Raw genomic sequence first — 18008 nt, forward strand, 5'->3', positions numbered from 1 at the left:
GTGAAGTCTACATTATCATAAATTATATTAACTTAGGCTAATGCACGACTGACTTATGTTAATTGGCATCTTAGTATGCTTACCAACAATTAACGAAATAACTGGCAAGTCATAGTAAAAGTGTAATTGCTGTTAAATTCAGTACTAGTAATCTCAGCGATTACCCAAGTCAGCTACATTAACGGTGACTGATGTAATGAACATTCGGTTGTAACGGATTTTCAATCAAATTACCGTGCTGCGACACAAAATCGACAAACGCTTCAGGTAATGTCATGGACTCCATATCTTGCTGCCAATGCGCCTTTAACAATGCATCGTAACCTTCTTTACCCGCAGCGGTATAAGCACTTGAAACGCCAATATATAGCTTCTGTGAATCAATCGCTCGCCATTCGCCTTGAGTGAACTCTTCAATTAAGGTGATACGATGACTCATAGGCAAAGTGCCATCATAAAAGTATCGAATACCATAAGTGTAGGGAAAGCTTCCTGCGCCAGTACCTGTTACCCCATTATTTGTTGCCGAGTTAATGGCGGATTCCAAAGCTTGATATAAGAACTTTCCCTGAATTTGATATTTCACCAAAGGTAACTCGAACGGCAAAATGCGCCCTAATACGTCAGCTAATGACAGGTTCCCCTTGATTAATGACTGACGAACACCGCCAGCATTATGCAGCGCAAAGTCTAGTTGTGGTTCTGATAGTTTGGTGGCTTTATACATACTTCGACACACCCAAGGCGCAATTTCACTGCCATGTGGAAAGTGTTTACTCGGAAGGCGTGTATGAATTAAATCTCGAGGAATATGTGCCAATACCTGTTCTTCAAGTGCATTTAAGGCAGGGCGGTAATCTCGCATAATGGTTTGGTGAACCTCATCATTTGCGGCATTATTCAATATTCCTGGGTGAGCTAACAACTGGGAGGTGACTGCATCAATTTCAGCTTGACTGATGTCTTGTAAATCAGCTTTTTTCGCCAGTTTGGCATCGAGTGACACTTTAATTTGTTCATCAATCATAAAGTAATTATTGCCATTTAATGAAAGGCATTGACCACTTTCATCGAACTCAATTTGAGCGAGCCCGAGCACTTCTGCATATTTACTGGCATGAATGATAGGGGTGCTGTTAATACGTTCACCGTATTCTGTGTGACTTAGACCTAAATCTGAAAACTCACCTTGAAGCGTGTGAGAGTGGCCGCCAACAATAACACTTATTCCATCCACTTTTTCAGCCAGTTCACGGTCTTGATCTAACCCTAAATGGCTGAGTACAACAATGTGGTATATCCCTTGTTGATGAAGTTTTGCAATGGTGTTTTTAGTGGTGTCGATAGCATTGATAAAGTGGGTGTCAGGATCAGGTCTAGCAATGAGTGGCATTTGATCTAGAGTGATCCCAATAATTGCAATTTGTTTATCGTAAAAGGGTTTGATTAGTACTTTGGCACATTGCTGCTCAGTGTCGTAGTCAAATAACATTGGGTGGTGCTTTAAGCGACCTTCTTTATCTTCAAGCTCTTGGCTTAAATCCATATTGCCGGCTAACAAAGGGAATTCGATTCGATTTAGAAATGCCAACACAGGACTATTGCCTGCATCAATCTCATGATTACCTAATACCATGGCATCTGGCTTAAGCATATTCAGTAAATGTGCGTTTGCTGCGCCCTGAAATTCACGAAAGTACAATGTGCCTTGAAAACTGTCGCCGCCATGAAGAAACATAAATTCGTGTTGGTTTTTCATCGCCGCGATTCTTGCTGTTTCAATTTGGTGGCCCAAACGGGCATAGCCGCCGGTTTGCGTTTCTGCAAGGTAAGTTTGCTCATTAAACGACAAGGAGAATTGAACCTGACTCGGCTCGAAATTTGAATGCGTGTCATTGATATGGGCAAGTGATAAAGAATAGGTATTCGGCATTTCGTCCTCAAAAAATGGTAAGAGCGAATTGGATATTAGCCCTTATTAGTAAATGCTTAAGTAATTAACTTGGCGACATGATAATGCGTTAACCCCTTTTTGGGAAACGACTCAAAAAATAAATACTCTGTGAGGGTATTATTATTGGCAAAGTCGCAATAATCATAGTCAAAAAAGGGAGCTAGGCTCCCTTTTTATTGAAATATCAAACTGTTTTATATCGTACTATTTTTGGCCGCAACCTCGGGCTCTGCTGTATGCTGGGTTGTTTGTTTTGTAAACTCGCCATCATCAGATAATACGATGCCTTTATGTTTCATTCGCGTGCCCCACAGTTTACGCGCTAATTGCTGCATATCAGTGACAGGGTCGTTTGAATCGACAATTTCTAAGCCTAGTAAAGATTCGACAATATCTTCTAATGTCACAATACCTTCACCTGAGCCGTATTCGTCCACAATCATGGCAATTTTTGTATTGCGCTTAATCATGAGCTCGAAAATCGGTAATATCTTCGCGGTTTCAGGGATCACAAGCAGATTCTTTTTCAACACACCAATAGATTCTTTTGGAGTGTATCGTTCTGCTTGAATAATATTATTACGGTTAACGTAACCGATAATATTATCCGGATCATCTTCGTAGACAGGAATACGCGTAAAAGGTTTCGCTAGAAACTGCTGTACAAATTCACCTTGTGACAAGTGAATTGGTAATTTAAACATGACCGTTCTTGGCGTCATGATTGCAGAAACTGGCATTTCTTTTACTGACAACATTTGGGTCAAAATTGATGACTCTTGTTTGTCTAGTTCGCCTGAACGCAAGCCTATTTCAGCCATCGCACTCATTTCTTGTCTGATATATTGGCCTTCATCGCCTTTCCCCATTAATTTGGTCACTTGAGAAGACATCCAAATTAGCGGTTTAGTTAATCTTTCCATCCAAACCAAAATCAAAGACACAGGCGCAGCGAGTGAACGCCAATAGTTAGCACCTAATGTTTTCGGAATGATTTCAGAAAAGAATAAAATCAAGAAGGTAAGCACACCAGAGAATACTCCAAGCATTTCATCACCAAAGACTTTTGCAGCTTGTGCACCTGCAACAGCGGCACCCACGGTATGGGCGATGGTGTTTAATGTCAGAATAGAAACTAGTGGTGATTCCACATTTTGTTTCTGTTTATCAAGCCGTTTCGCGGCTTTAGGATTAGTTTTTGCCAAGTTGGCAATATAACTAGGGGTAACAGACAGTAATACCGCTTCAAATACACTGCAAAGAAACGAGATTGCAATGGCGATAAATACTATAATGATAAGAGTTATCATAAAGGTGGAATTACACCTCCATATGGCAGACCAATATTAGTCCAACGAAATTTTAGCACAGTCGTGAAAGTATCAAAGCTTTAATGCAGTGACACTGGCGAAATTTTGTAAGGATCTGTATAATTCGCCGCCCGCTAGCAGGTTTTAGGTTTTTTTGAGGTTACACAAGATGAGTGAGAAAAAGATCAATTTATTGGATCTTGATCGAAAGGCAATGAGAGCGTTATTCACCGAAATGGGCGAAAAACCGTTCCGTGCTGATCAATTGATGAAATGGCTTTATCACTTTGGTGTTAGCGACTTCGAAGAAATGAACAACATTAACAAAGCACTACGCGCTAAATTAGCTCGTAAGTGTGAAGTGGTTGCGCCAGAAATTTCTAGATTCCAAAAATCTGAAGATGGCACGATTAAGTTTGCTATCAATGTTGGCCAAGGCCAAGAAGTGGAAACTGTCTACATTCCTGAAGAAGACAGAGCCACTTTATGTGTGTCATCTCAAGTAGGTTGTGCGCTAGAGTGTACCTTCTGTTCTACAGCTCAACAGGGCTTTAACCGTAACTTAACGGTTGGCGAAATTGTTGGGCAAATTTGGCGAGTATCGCAATTTTTAGGTTTCCAAAAAGAAACAGGCGAACGACCAATTACAAACGTAGTGATGATGGGCATGGGTGAGCCATTACTTAACTTAGCTAATGTGATCCCTGCAATGGACATCATGTTAGATGATTTTGGTTTTAGCTTGTCAAAACGTCGTGTCACCTTATCAACCTCTGGTGTTGTTCCAGCGCTTGATAAACTGGGTGATGCGCTAGATGTCGCTCTGGCTGTGAGTATTCACGCGCCAAACGATGAACTGCGTGACGTGCTAGTTCCAGTTAATAAAAAATACCCATTGGAAGAGTTCCTTGCTGGTATTCGTCGTTACTTAGCAAAATCAAACGCTAACCGTGGCCGTGTAACGGTTGAGTATGTGATGTTGGATCATATCAATGACAGTACTGATCAAGCACACGAGTTAGCCAAGTTAATGAAAGACACACCGTGTAAAATTAACTTAATTCCATTTAACCCTTATCCTGGTTCGCCTTATGGTCGCTCTTCTAATTCCAGAATTGACCGATTCTCGAAAGTGCTAATGGAATATGGGCTGACTGTTATCGTTCGTAAAACACGTGGCGATGATATTGATGCTGCTTGTGGTCAATTAGCGGGTGATATTCGTGACCGCACTAAACGTCTTGCGAAAAAACGCATGCAAGAGAGTGCTATTTCGGTCACAATGGATTAACTCATTGTTTGTATAGATTAATAGGCGTAAAAATCATGCACGGATTGCCGAAGCTTTTAATGATTGCTACTTTATCACTGCCTTTAGTGGGTTGTGTAACGGAAAGAACGTATACTGGTACGGATATCCCTGTTTCTGAAAGAACCTTGGATAAACAGTCTGCTGCAAAAGAAAGAATGCAATTAGGCCTAACTTACCTTAACCGTGGCAATATGGAGCAGGCAAAGTTCAACTTAAACCGTGCTGTTGAGTATGCGCCGCAATTAAGCGCAGTTCACACAGCGATGGCCTATTATTACCAGACTGTAGGTGATATTGAGCGCACAGAAGAATCATACAGAAAAGCAATTAATACCAGTGATGCGACGGGTGATGCGATGAACAACTTTGGTGTATTTTTATGCCAACAAGAAAAATATTCGCAAGCTGAAGCTATGTTCAAAAATGCGATTAATGCAAAAGAATACACACGTACCGCGTCAAGTTATGAAAACCTTGGCGTGTGCAGTTTATCTGCAGGTGAGCCTGAAAAGGCGAAGCAGTACTTTGAAAATGCATTACGTTATGATCCAAGAAGAAAGTCCACTTTAATGGAGTTAATTGATTTAGCTATTTTAGAGAATGACTACGATAGCGCTAAATTCAACTTAAGCCGTCTTCATCGAGTGGCAGAGCAAACGCCTGAAAGTTTAGCTTTAGGAATAAAAATATCGCGCGAGTTAGCAGATGAGGATGCGGTTAAACGCTATGGTATTACCTTAATTGCCAAATACCCGACATCAGAACAAGCGAAAGAATACAGGGCTACTTTGCATTAATGACAAATAACAATCAAACATCCCAAACCAATGGGAGTGACGCTGAACAGGCAGATATACTTGAAGCAGTATCTACTGCTGGTATGTTGCTGCGTACAGCTCGAGAGAAAAAAGGGTTATCGATTGATGCGGTTGCGACCCAATTACATTTACGTCCTGGCATCATCGAAGATATTGAGAATGATAAATTTGATAATATTGCTTCAGCAACCTACGCACGTGGATATGCGAAAAACTATGCCAAATACATCGAAGCAGATGTAGATGCTGTACATCAATGTTTAGCGCAACAATTGCCAGATGAAACTGCAGCAATGCAGAGTTTTTCTCGAAAAACCACACGTGAAGCTCGTGATAGCCGCTTAACAATAGTGACATATTTAATTGTCCTTGCTTTGTTAGCGCTGCTAGTTGTGTGGTGGGTGCAAAAAGACTCTATGTTAAGTGGGATAGATTTATCCAAACCTACCGTAGAAGAAGTTGCAGCTGCAAATGTTGTTAGTCAAACAGAAGATTTATTAGAGCCAGAAATCGACCCTAACATGGCGTATTTAGAGCCAGCGGATCAGTTAAATGAACAGGCTGCCCTGCAAAATGAACAAAGCAACAACTCAGATTTGCCGGCATCATCAGTTCAACCTGTAGAGCCTACGAGTACCGATGTTGTAATGCTTGATAATGCGCAACAAAATGTGGTCGAGCCTGCGTTACAATCAGCATCCGCTTTGGTTGCTGATAATGTTGCTGCACAAGATGCTATTTCTATGAGCTTCAGTGCTGATTGTTGGGTGAATATCGTTGACGCAACAGGCAAAACCATTGTTGATGGTGTCAAAGGTGTTGATAGAGTGGTTGAAGCACAAGGCGTTGCCCCGTTCAAATTGATCTTAGGGGCTCCACAAGTTGTGACCCTTCAATTTAATGGTGAAAATGTCAGTTTAGCTGACTTTTCAGAAGGCAGTGTAGCGCGACTAACCTTGCCGAAAGTGTAACCTTGATTGTAATTAGATAAGCAGTAGAGCAACAGATTATGTATAACGAATCTCCAATCATCCGTCGTCCTTCGAGCCGCATTTATGTCGGCGATGTCCCTATCGGTGATGGCGCACCTATTGCAGTTCAGTCGATGACGAATACTAAAACGACTGATGTCGAAGCTACAGTTGCACAAATTCGCGCTCTTGAAAAAGTCGGTGCAGATATTGTGCGTGTTTCTGTGCCAACTATGGATGCAGCTGAAGCATTCAAAGTGATCAAGCAAAGTGTTAACGTGCCTTTGGTGGCAGATATTCACTTTGACTATCGTATTGCACTCAAAGTCGCAGAATACGGTGTTGATTGTTTACGTATTAACCCAGGAAATATTGGCAACGAAGAACGTATTCGCAACGTTGTTGAATGCGCGCGTGATAAAAATATTCCAATTCGAATTGGTGTTAATGGTGGTTCATTAGAAAAAGATTTAATGGATAAATACCATGAGCCAACACCAGAAGCACTGCTGGAATCAGCAATGCGACACGTGGATATTTTAGACCGCCTTAACTTTGACCAGTTTAAAGTCAGTGTTAAAGCATCGGATGTCTTTTTAGCGGTTGAGTCATACCGCTTATTGGCTAAGCAAATCAAACAACCTTTGCACTTAGGTATTACTGAAGCTGGCGGCGCTCGTGCAGGCTCAGTTAAATCAGCTGTTGGTTTAGGAATGCTATTAGCTGAAGGTATTGGTGATACCTTGCGTATTTCATTGGCAGCCGATCCCGTTGAAGAAATCAAAGTCGGTTTTGATATCTTAAAGTCGCTACGTATTCGCAGTCGTGGTATTAACTTTATTGCTTGTCCTTCATGCTCTCGTCAGGAGTTTGATGTAATCAATACTGTTAATGCACTTGAAATGCGTTTAGAAGACATTACTACTGCCATGGATGTTTCTATTATTGGTTGTGTGGTTAATGGCCCAGGCGAAGCATTAGTATCAGATATTGGGCTAACAGGTAGCCATGGTAAAAGTGGTTACTATGACGATGGTAAACGTCAAAAAGAGCGTTTTGATAACAATAATTTGGTGGATTCATTAGAAGCCAAAATCCGTGCAAAAGCGGCGATGATGCAAAATCGAATCGATATCAAAGACGCAACAGAATAAGTTTGCTTTACATGAAAAATACACCTTACCAGCGATGGTAGGTGTTTTTTTGTGTAAGGCGTGAAAATAAATTAAGGCTCTCGGTCATCGATTATTAATCGATCTAATAGAGCAAGTAAGTAGGCGAATCAACGTGGCAAAACAGATCCAAGCAATCCGCGGAATGAATGACATTCTGCCAACGCAAAGCCCATTATGGCAACAAGTCGAGTCGGTTATCCGCTCAACGGTTAGTGCTTATGGTTACAGCGAAATTCGAACTCCAATTGTTGAGTCTACTGACCTTTTTAAACGTTCAATTGGTGAAGTCACCGATATTGTTGAAAAAGAGATGTACACTTTTGCTGATCGCAATGAAGACAGCTTAACGCTGCGTCCAGAAGGTACAGCGTCTACTGTTCGTGCTGGTAATGAGCATGGTTTACTGTATAACCAAGAGCAACGTTTATGGTACATGGGTCCCATGTTCCGCCATGAGCGCCCTCAAAAAGGCCGCTACCGTCAATTCCACCAGTTTGGTGTAGAAGTGTATGGTATTCCAAGTGCTGATGTTGATGCTGAAGTATTAATGTTATCTGCACGCCTTTGGGATTCGTTTGGTATTAAAGAACACGTAAAACTGGAACTGAATACACTTGGTGATACAGCGGAACGTGCTGCTTATCGTGATGCGCTAATTGCATTTTTAGAGCAACACAAAGAACAATTAGATGAAGATTCTAAGCGTCGCATGTACTCAAACCCATTACGAGTATTAGATTCTAAATCACCGCAGGTTCAGGCTATTTTAACTGATGCACCAGCACTGATGGATTACTTAGGTGAAGAATCAAAAACACATTTTTCAACCTTATGTGAACTCTTAGACGCGGTTGGCATCGAATACACAGTTAACCCTCGTCTTGTTCGTGGATTAGATTACTATAATCGTACGGTTTTTGAGTGGGTAACAGACAGCTTAGGCTCGCAAGGTACTGTTCTTGCTGGTGGCCGTTATGATGGCTTAGTGGGTCAGTTAGGCGGTAAAGATACGCCTGCTGTTGGTTTTGCAATGGGCCTTGAGCGCATTGTATTACTACTGCAAACGCTAGAGCTTGATAAAGATGTGGCACCTGTTGTTGATGTTTATGTCACAGCAATGGGTGAAAAGTGTGTTGTTGAAGCAATTAAAATTGCTCAAGAGTTGCGTCAAAACCTGCCAACGCTTAAAGTCATGACTCATTGTGGTGGCGGTAACTTCAAAAAGCAGATGAAACGTGCAGATAGAAGTGGCGCTGAATACGCACTTATCATTGGTGAAGATGAAATTGCTAACCAGCAAGTCGCCGTTAAACCATTGAGAAATAAAAACGAACAACTTTTGGTTGCCCGAGCTGATTTGGCGACCACGATTAAATCATTATTTTAATGTCAGCGTGACGCTGATATAAAACAGAACTGAATAGAAAGGGGAAGTGCGCGTGGAAATTTATAGCACAGAAGAACAACAAGTCGATGCTATTAAGCAGTTCTGGAAAGATTACGGCAGCTCAATCATTGTTGGCGCTGTAGTAGGTCTGGGTGGATTATACGGTTGGAACTATTATTCTGACGTCAAATTAGAAAATGCAGAAGCCGCTTCTGAAGCATTCCAAAGTATCAGTGCTAATTCAGCTGATAGCGCAGCGGTAATGGCTGCAGTGAGCGAGTTTGGTCAACAACACGATCAACAAGGTTACCAAGCGTTGCTAGAGTTAATGGCGGCAAAAGCAGCTGTTGAAGCGGGTGATTTAGATAAAGCAGAAACTGCTTTTACAAAAATTATTGCTTCAAATCCAGGTGCTTCTTTAGCGTCACTAGCAACAATTCGTTTATCACGAGTTCAAGCTGAGCAAGGTAACTTAGGCACTGCACTTGCAACATTAGATCAAGTGACAGATGAAGCATTTAATGCACAGCGTGATGAATTGAAAGGTGACTTTTTAGTGCGTCAAGGCGATATGGATAAAGCACGAGTTGCTTATCAAGCTGCAATTGATAATGGCGGTGCATTAGCAAGCCCTGCGCTACAAATGAAGCTAGACAATTTAAACAAGGCATAAGGAATTAGCCGAATGAAGTCTTTATGCAAAACCTTGCTTGCTGCTGGATTAAGTGTCGCAATGCTATCGGCTTGCTCTTCAAGTGATACCGAAGAAGAAGTCGTAACAGAACTTACAGAAATTCAAGCCACTGTCTTTCCTGAAGTGAACTGGGAAGTAAACGTTGGCAATGGTGTAGGCGATTACTACTCGCAGTTAAAACCAGCTATTTTTTATGGTCACGTGTATGCCGCTGATCGTAATGGGACAGTTGTTGCTTATAATGAAGAAACTGGTGAAGTAGCTTGGCGTAAAGATTTAGCGTCAGAATTTAAAGATACTGCGCTGGCTAAAACAAAAGAAGCACGTATCGCTGCGGGTGTAACCGTTGGCCGTAACAAAGTATTTGTGGGTGGTGAGTCAGGTTTATTAGTTGCTTTAGATGCAAAAACGGGTGAAACCCAGTGGAGCGCTATCGCAAGTGGTGAGTTACTGTCAGTTCCTACGGTATCGGAAGATTCTGTCGCAGTGCATACCAGTGATGGTAACCTGGAGTCTTTTTCAATTGCAGATGGCACCAAGTTATGGAGTCATGAAATGCAACTACCTAACTTGACCCTTCGTGGAACAGGTTCTCCAGCATATGATTCTGGTGGTTTCTTCCTTGGTACTGCTGATGGTAAAATAGCGGTAGTAGTAAAAAATAACGGTCAAGTTGCTTGGGAACAAGCGGTATATAATCCAACCGGTGGTAACGAGTTTACTCGTATGGCCGATGTGGACATGACACCGTTAATTTTGGGCGATAATTTATACGCGGTAAGTTACAATGGTAACCTAGTGTCAATGGAGCTGAGAACGGGTCGTGTTGTTTGGACACGTAAGTATTCAAGCTTTAATGAATTGGCCTATGCAGGTGTTGGGCTATACTTAGTTGATGACCATAGTCGTATCTATTCAGTAGACAGACGAAATGGTTTAGAGCTTTGGAGTAATACTACGTTAACAAACCGTAGCTTAACATCTCCTGCCGTTATTGGTTCTTATATTGTTGTAGGTGACTTTGAAGGTTATCTACACTTTATCGACCGCAACACTGGCGAAGTTGCTGGGCGAGTTGAGGTTGATAGTGATGGTTTATTCTCACAACCGGTTGTGGTTGGAGACAAGGTATATGTACAAGGTCGTAGCGGAAAGCTAGCGACTGTTGTTCTGCCATAATTAAACCTGAAACCCTATTAGAGCCCCTGGAAGTGTGTTCCGGGGGCTTTTTATTTAAAAGTTTTTAGAGGCAAAATCATGATCCCTGTAGTGGCCCTTGTCGGGCGACCTAATGTTGGTAAGTCAACTTTATTTAACCGTCTTACTCGCACAAGAGATGCGCTTGTCGCCGATTTTCCAGGTTTAACTCGTGACCGTAAATATGGTCGTGCTTTTTTATCTGGTTACGAATTTATTGTGGTTGATACTGGCGGTATCGATGGCACTGAAGAAGGGATCGAAACCAAAATGGCTGAACAGTCGCTAGCGGCGATTGAAGAAGCTGATGTTGTACTGTTTTTAACGGATGCTCGTGCCGGCTTAACAGCAGCGGATTTAGCCATTGCTGAGCATTTACGAAGCCGTGATAAAACGACTTTCGTTGTTGCAAACAAAGTTGACGGTATTGATGCTGATTCTGCTTGTGCTGAATTTTGGTCACTGGGTTTAGGTGAAGTTTACCAAATGGCTGCGGCTCAAGGTCGTGGTGTCACAAACATGATTGAATACTCACTAGCACCGTATGCGGAAGCGATGGGTATCAAGCGTGAAGAAACAGATGAGCAAGACGAAGACGTTCGTGAGTATACCGAAGAAGAAGCTGAAGCTGAGCAAGAGCGCTTACAAAGTTTGCCAATCAAATTGGCTATTATCGGTAAACCCAATGTAGGTAAATCAACGCTGACTAACCGTATTTTAGGTGAAGAACGTGTTGTTGTTTATGATGCACCCGGTACGACTCGTGACAGTATTTATATTCCTATGGAACGTGAAGGTCGTGAGTACGTGTTGATTGATACTGCAGGTGTTCGCCGCCGTAGCAAAGTGCATGAAACAATCGAAAAATTCTCTGTTATTAAAACCCTGAAAGCGGTTGAGGATTCAAACGTTGTTCTGCTTGTTATCGATGCGCAAGACGGTATTACAGAGCAAGATCTTGGTCTATTAGGTTTTGCGTTAAACGCAGGGCGTGCAATTGTATTAGCAGTGAATAAATGGGATGGTCTTGACCAAGACTTTAAAGAAAGTGTTAAAAGCGAACTTGATCGCCGCTTAGGCTTTATTGATTTTGCCCGCATTCATTTTATTTCAGCACTTCATGGAACAGGCGTTGGCCATTTATATGAGTCTATTGAAGAAGCTTACGACAGTGCGACTCGTCGTGTGAGTACTTCAATGCTGACACGTATTATGCAAATGTCACAAGATGATCATCAGCCACCGTTAGTGCATGGTCGCCGTGTTAAATTGAAATATGCTCACGCAGGTGGATATAACCCGCCAATCGTCGTGGTGCATGGTAACCAAGTGAGCAAATTACCGGATTCATACAAACGCTATATGATGAATTACTTCCGTCGTTCATTAAAAGTGATTGGTACGCCGATTCAAATTCGTTTCCAAGAAGGTGCGAACCCGTTCCAAGGTAAGAACGAAAAGCTAACGATTAGCCAAGAGCGTCGACGTAAACGCGCTATGAGCCATATTAACAGCCGTAAAAAGTAGTATTAAACGGTATTTATTGCCAATAAAAAGCCTGAATGATGTTCAGGCTTTTTTTATGGCAGAAATTTATAGCTCACTATTTAACGTACTTTCTGTTTAGGTGCGCTTGTACGATGACTTCGTTGAGCTGTACTTCTTTGAGACGACATCCTTTGAGTTGACGCTTTATAAGATGAATTTCTTGATTGGGTCATCGTCTTATGAGTACTTGAACGGGTAGCACTTGTACGATTCGAAGCGTACTGTTTTGAGCTCGCTGCAGTTTTCATTTGATGTGATTTCACCTTATTTTGATGGCTTGATGCTTTCACGTTCGACGGGCTTTTATAGGCTGTCGACTTATGGGCACTTTTCTTCCCATGGGCGCTATTGTTCACATGTGTGCTTCTGTTCAAATGCGCCGCTTTATTCGCCGTTGTTGCCTTGTATGCTTTATCGGATTTAACCGATTTACTGACAGCATGCGCCTTATTGTGCTTCAGCGCTTTATTGACTCTTTGCTGCTGCGACTGCTTGGCATAATGTGATTTATTAAGCTGGCTGCTTTTGATGCCATGCTTAGTTGAATGATGAGCCACCTTGACCTTGTTATGACGTAGCTTATCGTAACGGTGGCTGACTTTCGGCGACTTATACGCAACACCTCGTCTATGAGTCGGATTATGCTTCCAACGCTTTGAGCCGCTGCTATAAGCTATTTTATGTGGCTTGCGGTAATAACGGGTGTGACGGTGATTAACCACGACAACTCGATGATGTGACCAATGGACTGCACCAAAAAAATAATTAAAGTTGATGTATACACTCGGCCCCCAATATATCGGACGATGTGGTCGATAGTAGGCGTAAGCGGGGTAATGCCAATAGACTGGTGGGTAAGCATGCCAGCGCCAGTGACCGTATACAATTCTTGGGTCATAAACCGGCACGTAAATGACTTCAGGTTTTGCCGGTTCAATAATGATTTGTTTTTCAACACGGGTAACGGTCATGTTATCCATATTATCGAAGCTATCAGCATCATCTGCTTGTTGTCTTAGTGTTTGAATACTTGCAAGAACACTTGCTTCATCTTGTAAAAATGCTTCCCCTAAATGTTGAGTCCAGGCTAAGTCTTCATTGAGCTTTTCAAGTACTGTAGGAAAGGCCACTAATGCGGTCACGCTTGGATCCCATGACTGTGATTCAGCTTGCAGCATCTTCTGCTCGCTTGATAAATGCTTGTGTTGTTCCTCCCAGCGACGAGCTTGTACAACTTCTAGCGGGTATGTCGATGCAATTAAAATATGCGTCAGTAAACTATCAGGATAAAGCGCTATTGGCGCGAGCATTTGCGCCAATTCAGCTTCAGATGGCAGAGTTTGTTGATACTGCGTGTCATTATTGTCAGAGGCGATGACCGAGAAAGGCACCAGCAAGCTCAGACTGATAATGCCAGCCTTGAGTAGCTTATGTGGAAAATGCAGTCGTCTCATAAAATCTCCAGATATCGAATATCGATACTTTGCGAATGATAGAACTAGCTTAACCAAGTGAAAATGAACGTAAGATGAAAGCGGCCATTATGAGCGTAGAAATTAATAGAAAAGTGACCACAAGGATGAGCAACAAATAATTAAAAGCACTATTTGCAGTAAAACATAGTGGCAGTAACAGCAACGAGGTTGAGTAAAACGAGTTTTTAGAAGAAAGCATTAGCGGCAGTTTTTAGCAATACGCTAGCCATTTATGATAATAGATTAGCAATCCTTAGCAAAAGTCTAGCAGCAGGTCAGCTACCCAATAATATCAGCGAGCAAAACTGAGCATAAATTTAGCGCCGCCATATTCGGCGGACTCATTTACAGTGAGTGTACCTTCATAGCTCGTGACTAAATCTTTCACAATGGCAAGTCCAATGCCATGACCTTGGTGGTAAGTATCAGCACGCATACCACGTTCAAAGATGGTCTCTTTTTGTTGCTCCGTTAAGCCTTTACCATCATCTTCAATAATAAAAAATAAACATGACTCCGATTGCGTTACTGACAAACACACTTGAGACTTCGCTGCTTTGCAGGCGTTATCGAGTAAATTACCTAACATTTCGCTTAGATCCGTTTCATCACCTTTAAATATCAACCCAGCTTGTGATTGATAATCAATATCTAATGATGAGTGTTGATGAATTTTCGATAATGTTCTAATCAGCTTCCCTGCGACCTCATCAATACTTACCCCTAAATGCCATGCAGTATTGGCTGACATTTTTGCTTTATTTAGCTGATAACTGATGATGTTGTTAATGTTGCTTGCTTGTTCTTTAGAGTCTTCACTTAAATCGCTTTGGCTTTGCAATACTGCTAATGGGGTTTTTAAGCTGTGGGCTAAATCGGCTAGTGCATTTCGATATCGCTGACGTTGCTGTTGTTCAGTGCTGAGTAAAACATTGAGCTGTTTTGCGACTGCATTTAGTTCAGCTGGGTAGTTAGAGTTCAGTCGAGTTTGCTGACCTTGATCTACCAGGGCGAGCTCACGCGTAAATTGGTTTAAGGGTTTTAACGTCCAGAATAGCCAAATTGCTTGGATTAGCACTAATACAAGCATCAAAATAATCAGCCAAGTCCACAATGTAGCGCTAAATTCGCTGATCTGTTTTTGATAATCAGCATCGTCCTTGATGATATGGACTGTAATAGGTAGCGGCGCGTTGGGTGTTTCAAAACTGACACTGAAACTATAAACCACATGATTGTTATCGCCATTGCCTGCCAAGTCATCAAAGCTTACTTGAGTCAGCTTTCCTTCCCCCATAGGTGGAGTAGGCAGCGCGAGTTCTGTTTTAGCTGGCGTTGGGAGGCTTAACCCAAAGAAAGACTCTGACTGCCACACCATTTGATTATCAGTAGTAATAAGAGCATATAGACCTGAGCCAATCACATTAAATTGATTTTCGAGTAAATAATTAGGCATGACTACGCTATTGTCTTTTACTTCTGCTACAGCTAACACAGAGTAAACATAAGCACGTAATTGTTGGTTAATTGATTGCGTTATTTGATGCTGAAAAGCGCTATTAACTGTCACACCAATTAATGGCAGTAACACCACAATTAGCAATAACCCGCTAAGCATTAGCCTTAACTTAAGCGAATCTAGCTGAGCAGATTTTAACGAAAATGACTTGTTCTTAAGCTGCACTAAATGAGTCAACTTAGATAATTGATTTGCGATAAACCTCGTCATTTTAGTGTGCATAAGATTAACTTAACGTGCGTAAGCGATAGCCTTGCCCACGCAAGGTTTCAATCAATTTATATTCACTGTTAGGGTCGAGCTTTTTTCGTAAACGGCGAATAAAAACTTCAATGACATTTGAGTCTAAATCAAAATCTTGATCATAAATATGCTCTATCAAAGTTGGTTTAGAAATCACTTCACCTTGATGCAACATGAAATATTCGAATAATTTAAATTCAGAGCTACTGAGAATAATTGACTCTTGATTATGGGTTAGTTCAAGCGTGCGTGTATTTAAATTAAATGGACCATTAGAAACAATAGGACTTGCCTGACCGACTGAACGGCGAATAAGCGCATTCAGGCGAGCAACCAGCTCTTCTGGCTGAAACGGCTTGGTGAGATAATCATCGGCCCCAGAATCTAACCCTAGGACCTTATCTTGCCAACCATCTCGGGCGGTGAGGATCAAAATAGGGTAATCAATTTGTTGATTGCGTAACTGAGTAATCAAACTTAATCCATCAATCTTAGGTAAACCCACATCAATAATAGCAGCATCGTAGGGATACTCTGTTGCTTGAAACAAGCCATCTTCACCATCCGATGATATATCGACACTGTAATTAGCTGCTTGTAAATGCTCGGTTAGGTTTCTTTGCAAGCCTAAATCATCTTCAACTAACAATATTCTCATGGTTAATTCCTCGAAACTGAACCGGTACGTGCATTCACGGTGGCGTAAAACACCATGCCTTTATTAGAAAGCAGTTTGACTCGATAGCCAGGAGAACCATTCACTGATGTTGACTGAACAGAAAGCACTTTGGCAGCGTATTGCCTTTTAGCAACTTGTGCCGCTTGCTGTGAACTGTTGATTGCTAATTTCTTAGGTTGATTTCGTTTATTTTGGTTCGGTGTTTGATGAGAAGCATGATGAGTTGATTGTCCCCATGCGATAGAAGAAACAGCTGAAATAGGCGCAGCTTGGGTTAATCCAATATTGAGAAAGCTCAACATTAGCGTTAACACAGGTATGCTTAATTTCATTGTTACTTTGCTCATTGCCAAATCCAATTCAATATTTATCTTTGAAATCAGTCATCAGTGTAAAAGATCCCTTTCAATATAGAAACATCTGCTATGTATGAAGTTGCATTCCCTTTGTGAAAATGAAGTATTGCGCGGCGAATATGAATGTAAGATGAATGGCCGTTTAATTGTATTTAATCACCAATTTCTGATGGTTAACTAGAACTTGTTATCAATATTCTACTTCCACTGTTCAGCTTGCATTCATTTTCAGTGTTCTTAAATAACCCTCATTAACGATACGGAATCACGGTGATTCAATCACCCATTGATGGCTGTGATATCAATTAAGAGGGAACACACATGAATAGACAATACCAATGTTTAAGACGTATTAGATTGTTCGCTATAAGCTCAATAAGTCGTTTTTTGATGCTAGTGCTGGGGGGTGCTTCGATGTCAGTAATGGCAAGTACTTCACAGCAAAGCATAATTGTCAGTGAGGGGCGTCAACTCTCAAGCATTGAGCAGGGGGATCCGTTTAAGGCTCAACATGGCGTATTGACTGAACAACAAAAAAGTACCCTGAATGAACTTGTGTTAAAAGAGAAGCAACAGCGACAAGCTGGTGAGTCCGCAGGAAAAAATCATGCAGAGAAACTGAGCCGCAGCGAGATCATAGCGCTTCGGGCAAGTGGTGTAATGTCTGCAAAAGTGCAAAAAGGCTTGCCTACAGCGCAAAGCTTATCGAATGGCACAGGGCTAAGTAAAATACAAAAGGCTCAGGTAAATCAGCAGGCTATTGTCGGTTATCGAGATTTTGAAATTTATGCCGCTTACAGTCGTTTATTTGATGATTTAGACGAAGATGGTTTTTACCAAACGTTTAGCGTGACCTTTGATGCCGATGTTTATGGTTTTACTCAAGGAGAGGCGGCTAATGTTTATGCCGAACTTTATTTAAGTCGTAATGGAGGCCCTTGGGAGCATTATTATTCTACCGATGTGTTTACTATCTATGGCGATGCTACCGATGACGATTACGAAGTATTAACGACATTAGCTCAAGGTTATAAAACTGATTATTACGATGTGTTGATTGATTTATATGAACTCGGGTACGAGGACATTGTGGCGACATTAAGTAGTGAAGAGTCTGATGGATTATATGCATTACCATTAGAAAGTAGTGATAGAGATAGGGTTTATGAGGAAGAATACGTTGAAGTGATTGAAACAGAGGTGCATGTCAGTGGCGGCAGTATGGCGTGGACTTCGTTACTCATACTCTTGTTGTTAGGTGTACAGCGAACAGTGTTACCAACAAAGCGATTAAATAACAATACTGATTAAACTTGCAACGATGGAAAGTCATAAACCAAATAACAAAATCCCGCTTAATGCGGGATTTT

The 18008-nt window shown here is 41.5% G+C and carries 15 protein-coding genes; 9 read left to right on the forward strand and 6 right to left on the reverse strand.

What is annotated here, in order from left to right:
- Positions 1 to 178: 178 nt before the first annotated feature.
- Positions 179 to 1933, reverse strand: a complete 1755-nt coding sequence (locus AB4128_RS11180; protein ID WP_372037688.1) for a bifunctional UDP-sugar hydrolase/5'-nucleotidase — start codon at positions 1931 to 1933, stop codon at positions 179 to 181.
- A 215-nt stretch (positions 1934 to 2148) separates the two neighbouring features.
- Positions 2149 to 3264, reverse strand: a complete 1116-nt coding sequence (locus tag AB4128_RS11185; protein ID WP_372037689.1) for a CNNM domain-containing protein — start codon at positions 3262 to 3264, stop codon at positions 2149 to 2151.
- 169 nt (positions 3265 to 3433) lie between these two features.
- On the opposite strand from AB4128_RS11185, the gene AB4128_RS11190 reads away from it, so the two are divergent.
- The 8 genes from AB4128_RS11190 to der all read left to right on the forward strand — a co-directional run bounded on the left by AB4128_RS11190 (position 3434) and on the right by der (position 12345).
- Positions 3434 to 4555 carry a bifunctional tRNA (adenosine(37)-C2)-methyltransferase TrmG/ribosomal RNA large subunit methyltransferase RlmN gene (locus tag AB4128_RS11190; protein ID WP_372037690.1) on the forward strand — a complete coding sequence of 374 codons (1122 nt, stop codon included), beginning with the start codon at positions 3434 to 3436 and terminating at the stop codon, positions 4553 to 4555.
- Positions 4556 to 4587: 32 nt separating this feature from the next.
- On the forward strand, positions 4588 to 5373 hold the full coding sequence (gene pilW / locus AB4128_RS11195; RefSeq protein WP_055025729.1) for a type IV pilus biogenesis/stability protein PilW: 786 nt from the start codon (positions 4588 to 4590) through the stop codon (positions 5371 to 5373).
- The gene (locus AB4128_RS11200; protein WP_372037691.1) at positions 5373 to 6365 is read left to right on the forward strand and encodes a RodZ domain-containing protein; all 993 of its coding nucleotides are present in this window, start codon (positions 5373 to 5375) and stop codon (positions 6363 to 6365) included. Before pilW ends, AB4128_RS11200 begins: the two co-directional genes overlap by 1 nt.
- A 38-nt stretch (positions 6366 to 6403) precedes the next feature.
- Complete coding sequence (gene ispG, locus AB4128_RS11205; RefSeq protein WP_055025676.1) at positions 6404 to 7519, forward strand: flavodoxin-dependent (E)-4-hydroxy-3-methylbut-2-enyl-diphosphate synthase; 1116 nt, start codon at positions 6404 to 6406, stop codon at positions 7517 to 7519.
- 133 nt (positions 7520 to 7652) lie between these two features.
- Positions 7653 to 8927 (forward strand): histidine--tRNA ligase, encoded by a 1275-nt coding sequence (hisS, locus tag AB4128_RS11210; protein ID WP_055025675.1) that lies wholly within the window; start codon positions 7653 to 7655, stop codon positions 8925 to 8927.
- A gap of 52 nt (positions 8928 to 8979) precedes the next feature.
- A complete protein-coding gene (locus AB4128_RS11215) occupies positions 8980 to 9600 on the forward strand; it encodes a tetratricopeptide repeat protein (protein WP_055025674.1) in 621 nt (206 codons plus the stop codon).
- 12 nt (positions 9601 to 9612) lie between these two features.
- On the forward strand, positions 9613 to 10800 hold the full coding sequence (gene bamB, locus AB4128_RS11220) for an outer membrane protein assembly factor BamB (protein ID WP_080916303.1): 1188 nt from the start codon (positions 9613 to 9615) through the stop codon (positions 10798 to 10800).
- A gap of 78 nt (positions 10801 to 10878) precedes the next feature.
- Positions 10879 to 12345: a ribosome biogenesis GTPase Der gene (gene der / locus AB4128_RS11225; RefSeq protein WP_372037692.1), complete on the forward strand. Its 1467-nt coding sequence runs from the start codon at positions 10879 to 10881 to the stop codon at positions 12343 to 12345.
- A gap of 80 nt (positions 12346 to 12425) precedes the next feature.
- Here der and AB4128_RS11230 read toward each other — a convergent pair whose 3' ends face one another.
- The 4 genes from AB4128_RS11230 to AB4128_RS11245 form a co-directional block, all read right to left on the reverse strand.
- Positions 12426 to 13820 carry a DUF3300 domain-containing protein gene (locus AB4128_RS11230; RefSeq protein ID WP_119968508.1) on the reverse strand — a complete coding sequence of 465 codons (1395 nt, stop codon included), beginning with the start codon at positions 13818 to 13820 and terminating at the stop codon, positions 12426 to 12428.
- 313 nt (positions 13821 to 14133) lie between these two features.
- Positions 14134 to 15459: an ATP-binding protein gene (locus AB4128_RS11235; protein WP_372037772.1), complete on the reverse strand. Its 1326-nt coding sequence runs from the start codon at positions 15457 to 15459 to the stop codon at positions 14134 to 14136.
- A gap of 127 nt (positions 15460 to 15586) precedes the next feature.
- Complete coding sequence (locus tag AB4128_RS11240) at positions 15587 to 16261, reverse strand: response regulator transcription factor (protein WP_372037693.1); 675 nt, start codon at positions 16259 to 16261, stop codon at positions 15587 to 15589.
- 2 nt (positions 16262 to 16263) lie between these two features.
- A complete protein-coding gene (locus AB4128_RS11245; protein WP_225442085.1) occupies positions 16264 to 16629 on the reverse strand; it encodes a PepSY domain-containing protein in 366 nt (121 codons plus the stop codon).
- 330 nt (positions 16630 to 16959) lie between these two features.
- On the opposite strand from AB4128_RS11245, the gene AB4128_RS11250 reads away from it, so the two are divergent.
- Complete coding sequence (locus AB4128_RS11250; protein ID WP_372037694.1) at positions 16960 to 17949, forward strand: choice-of-anchor H family protein; 990 nt, start codon at positions 16960 to 16962, stop codon at positions 17947 to 17949.
- Positions 17950 to 18008: the final 59 nt, after the last annotated feature.

It is taken from the genome of Shewanella sp. 10N.286.52.A9, from assembly GCF_041468985.1.
Lineage (GTDB): Bacteria > Pseudomonadota > Gammaproteobacteria > Enterobacterales > Shewanellaceae > Shewanella > Shewanella japonica.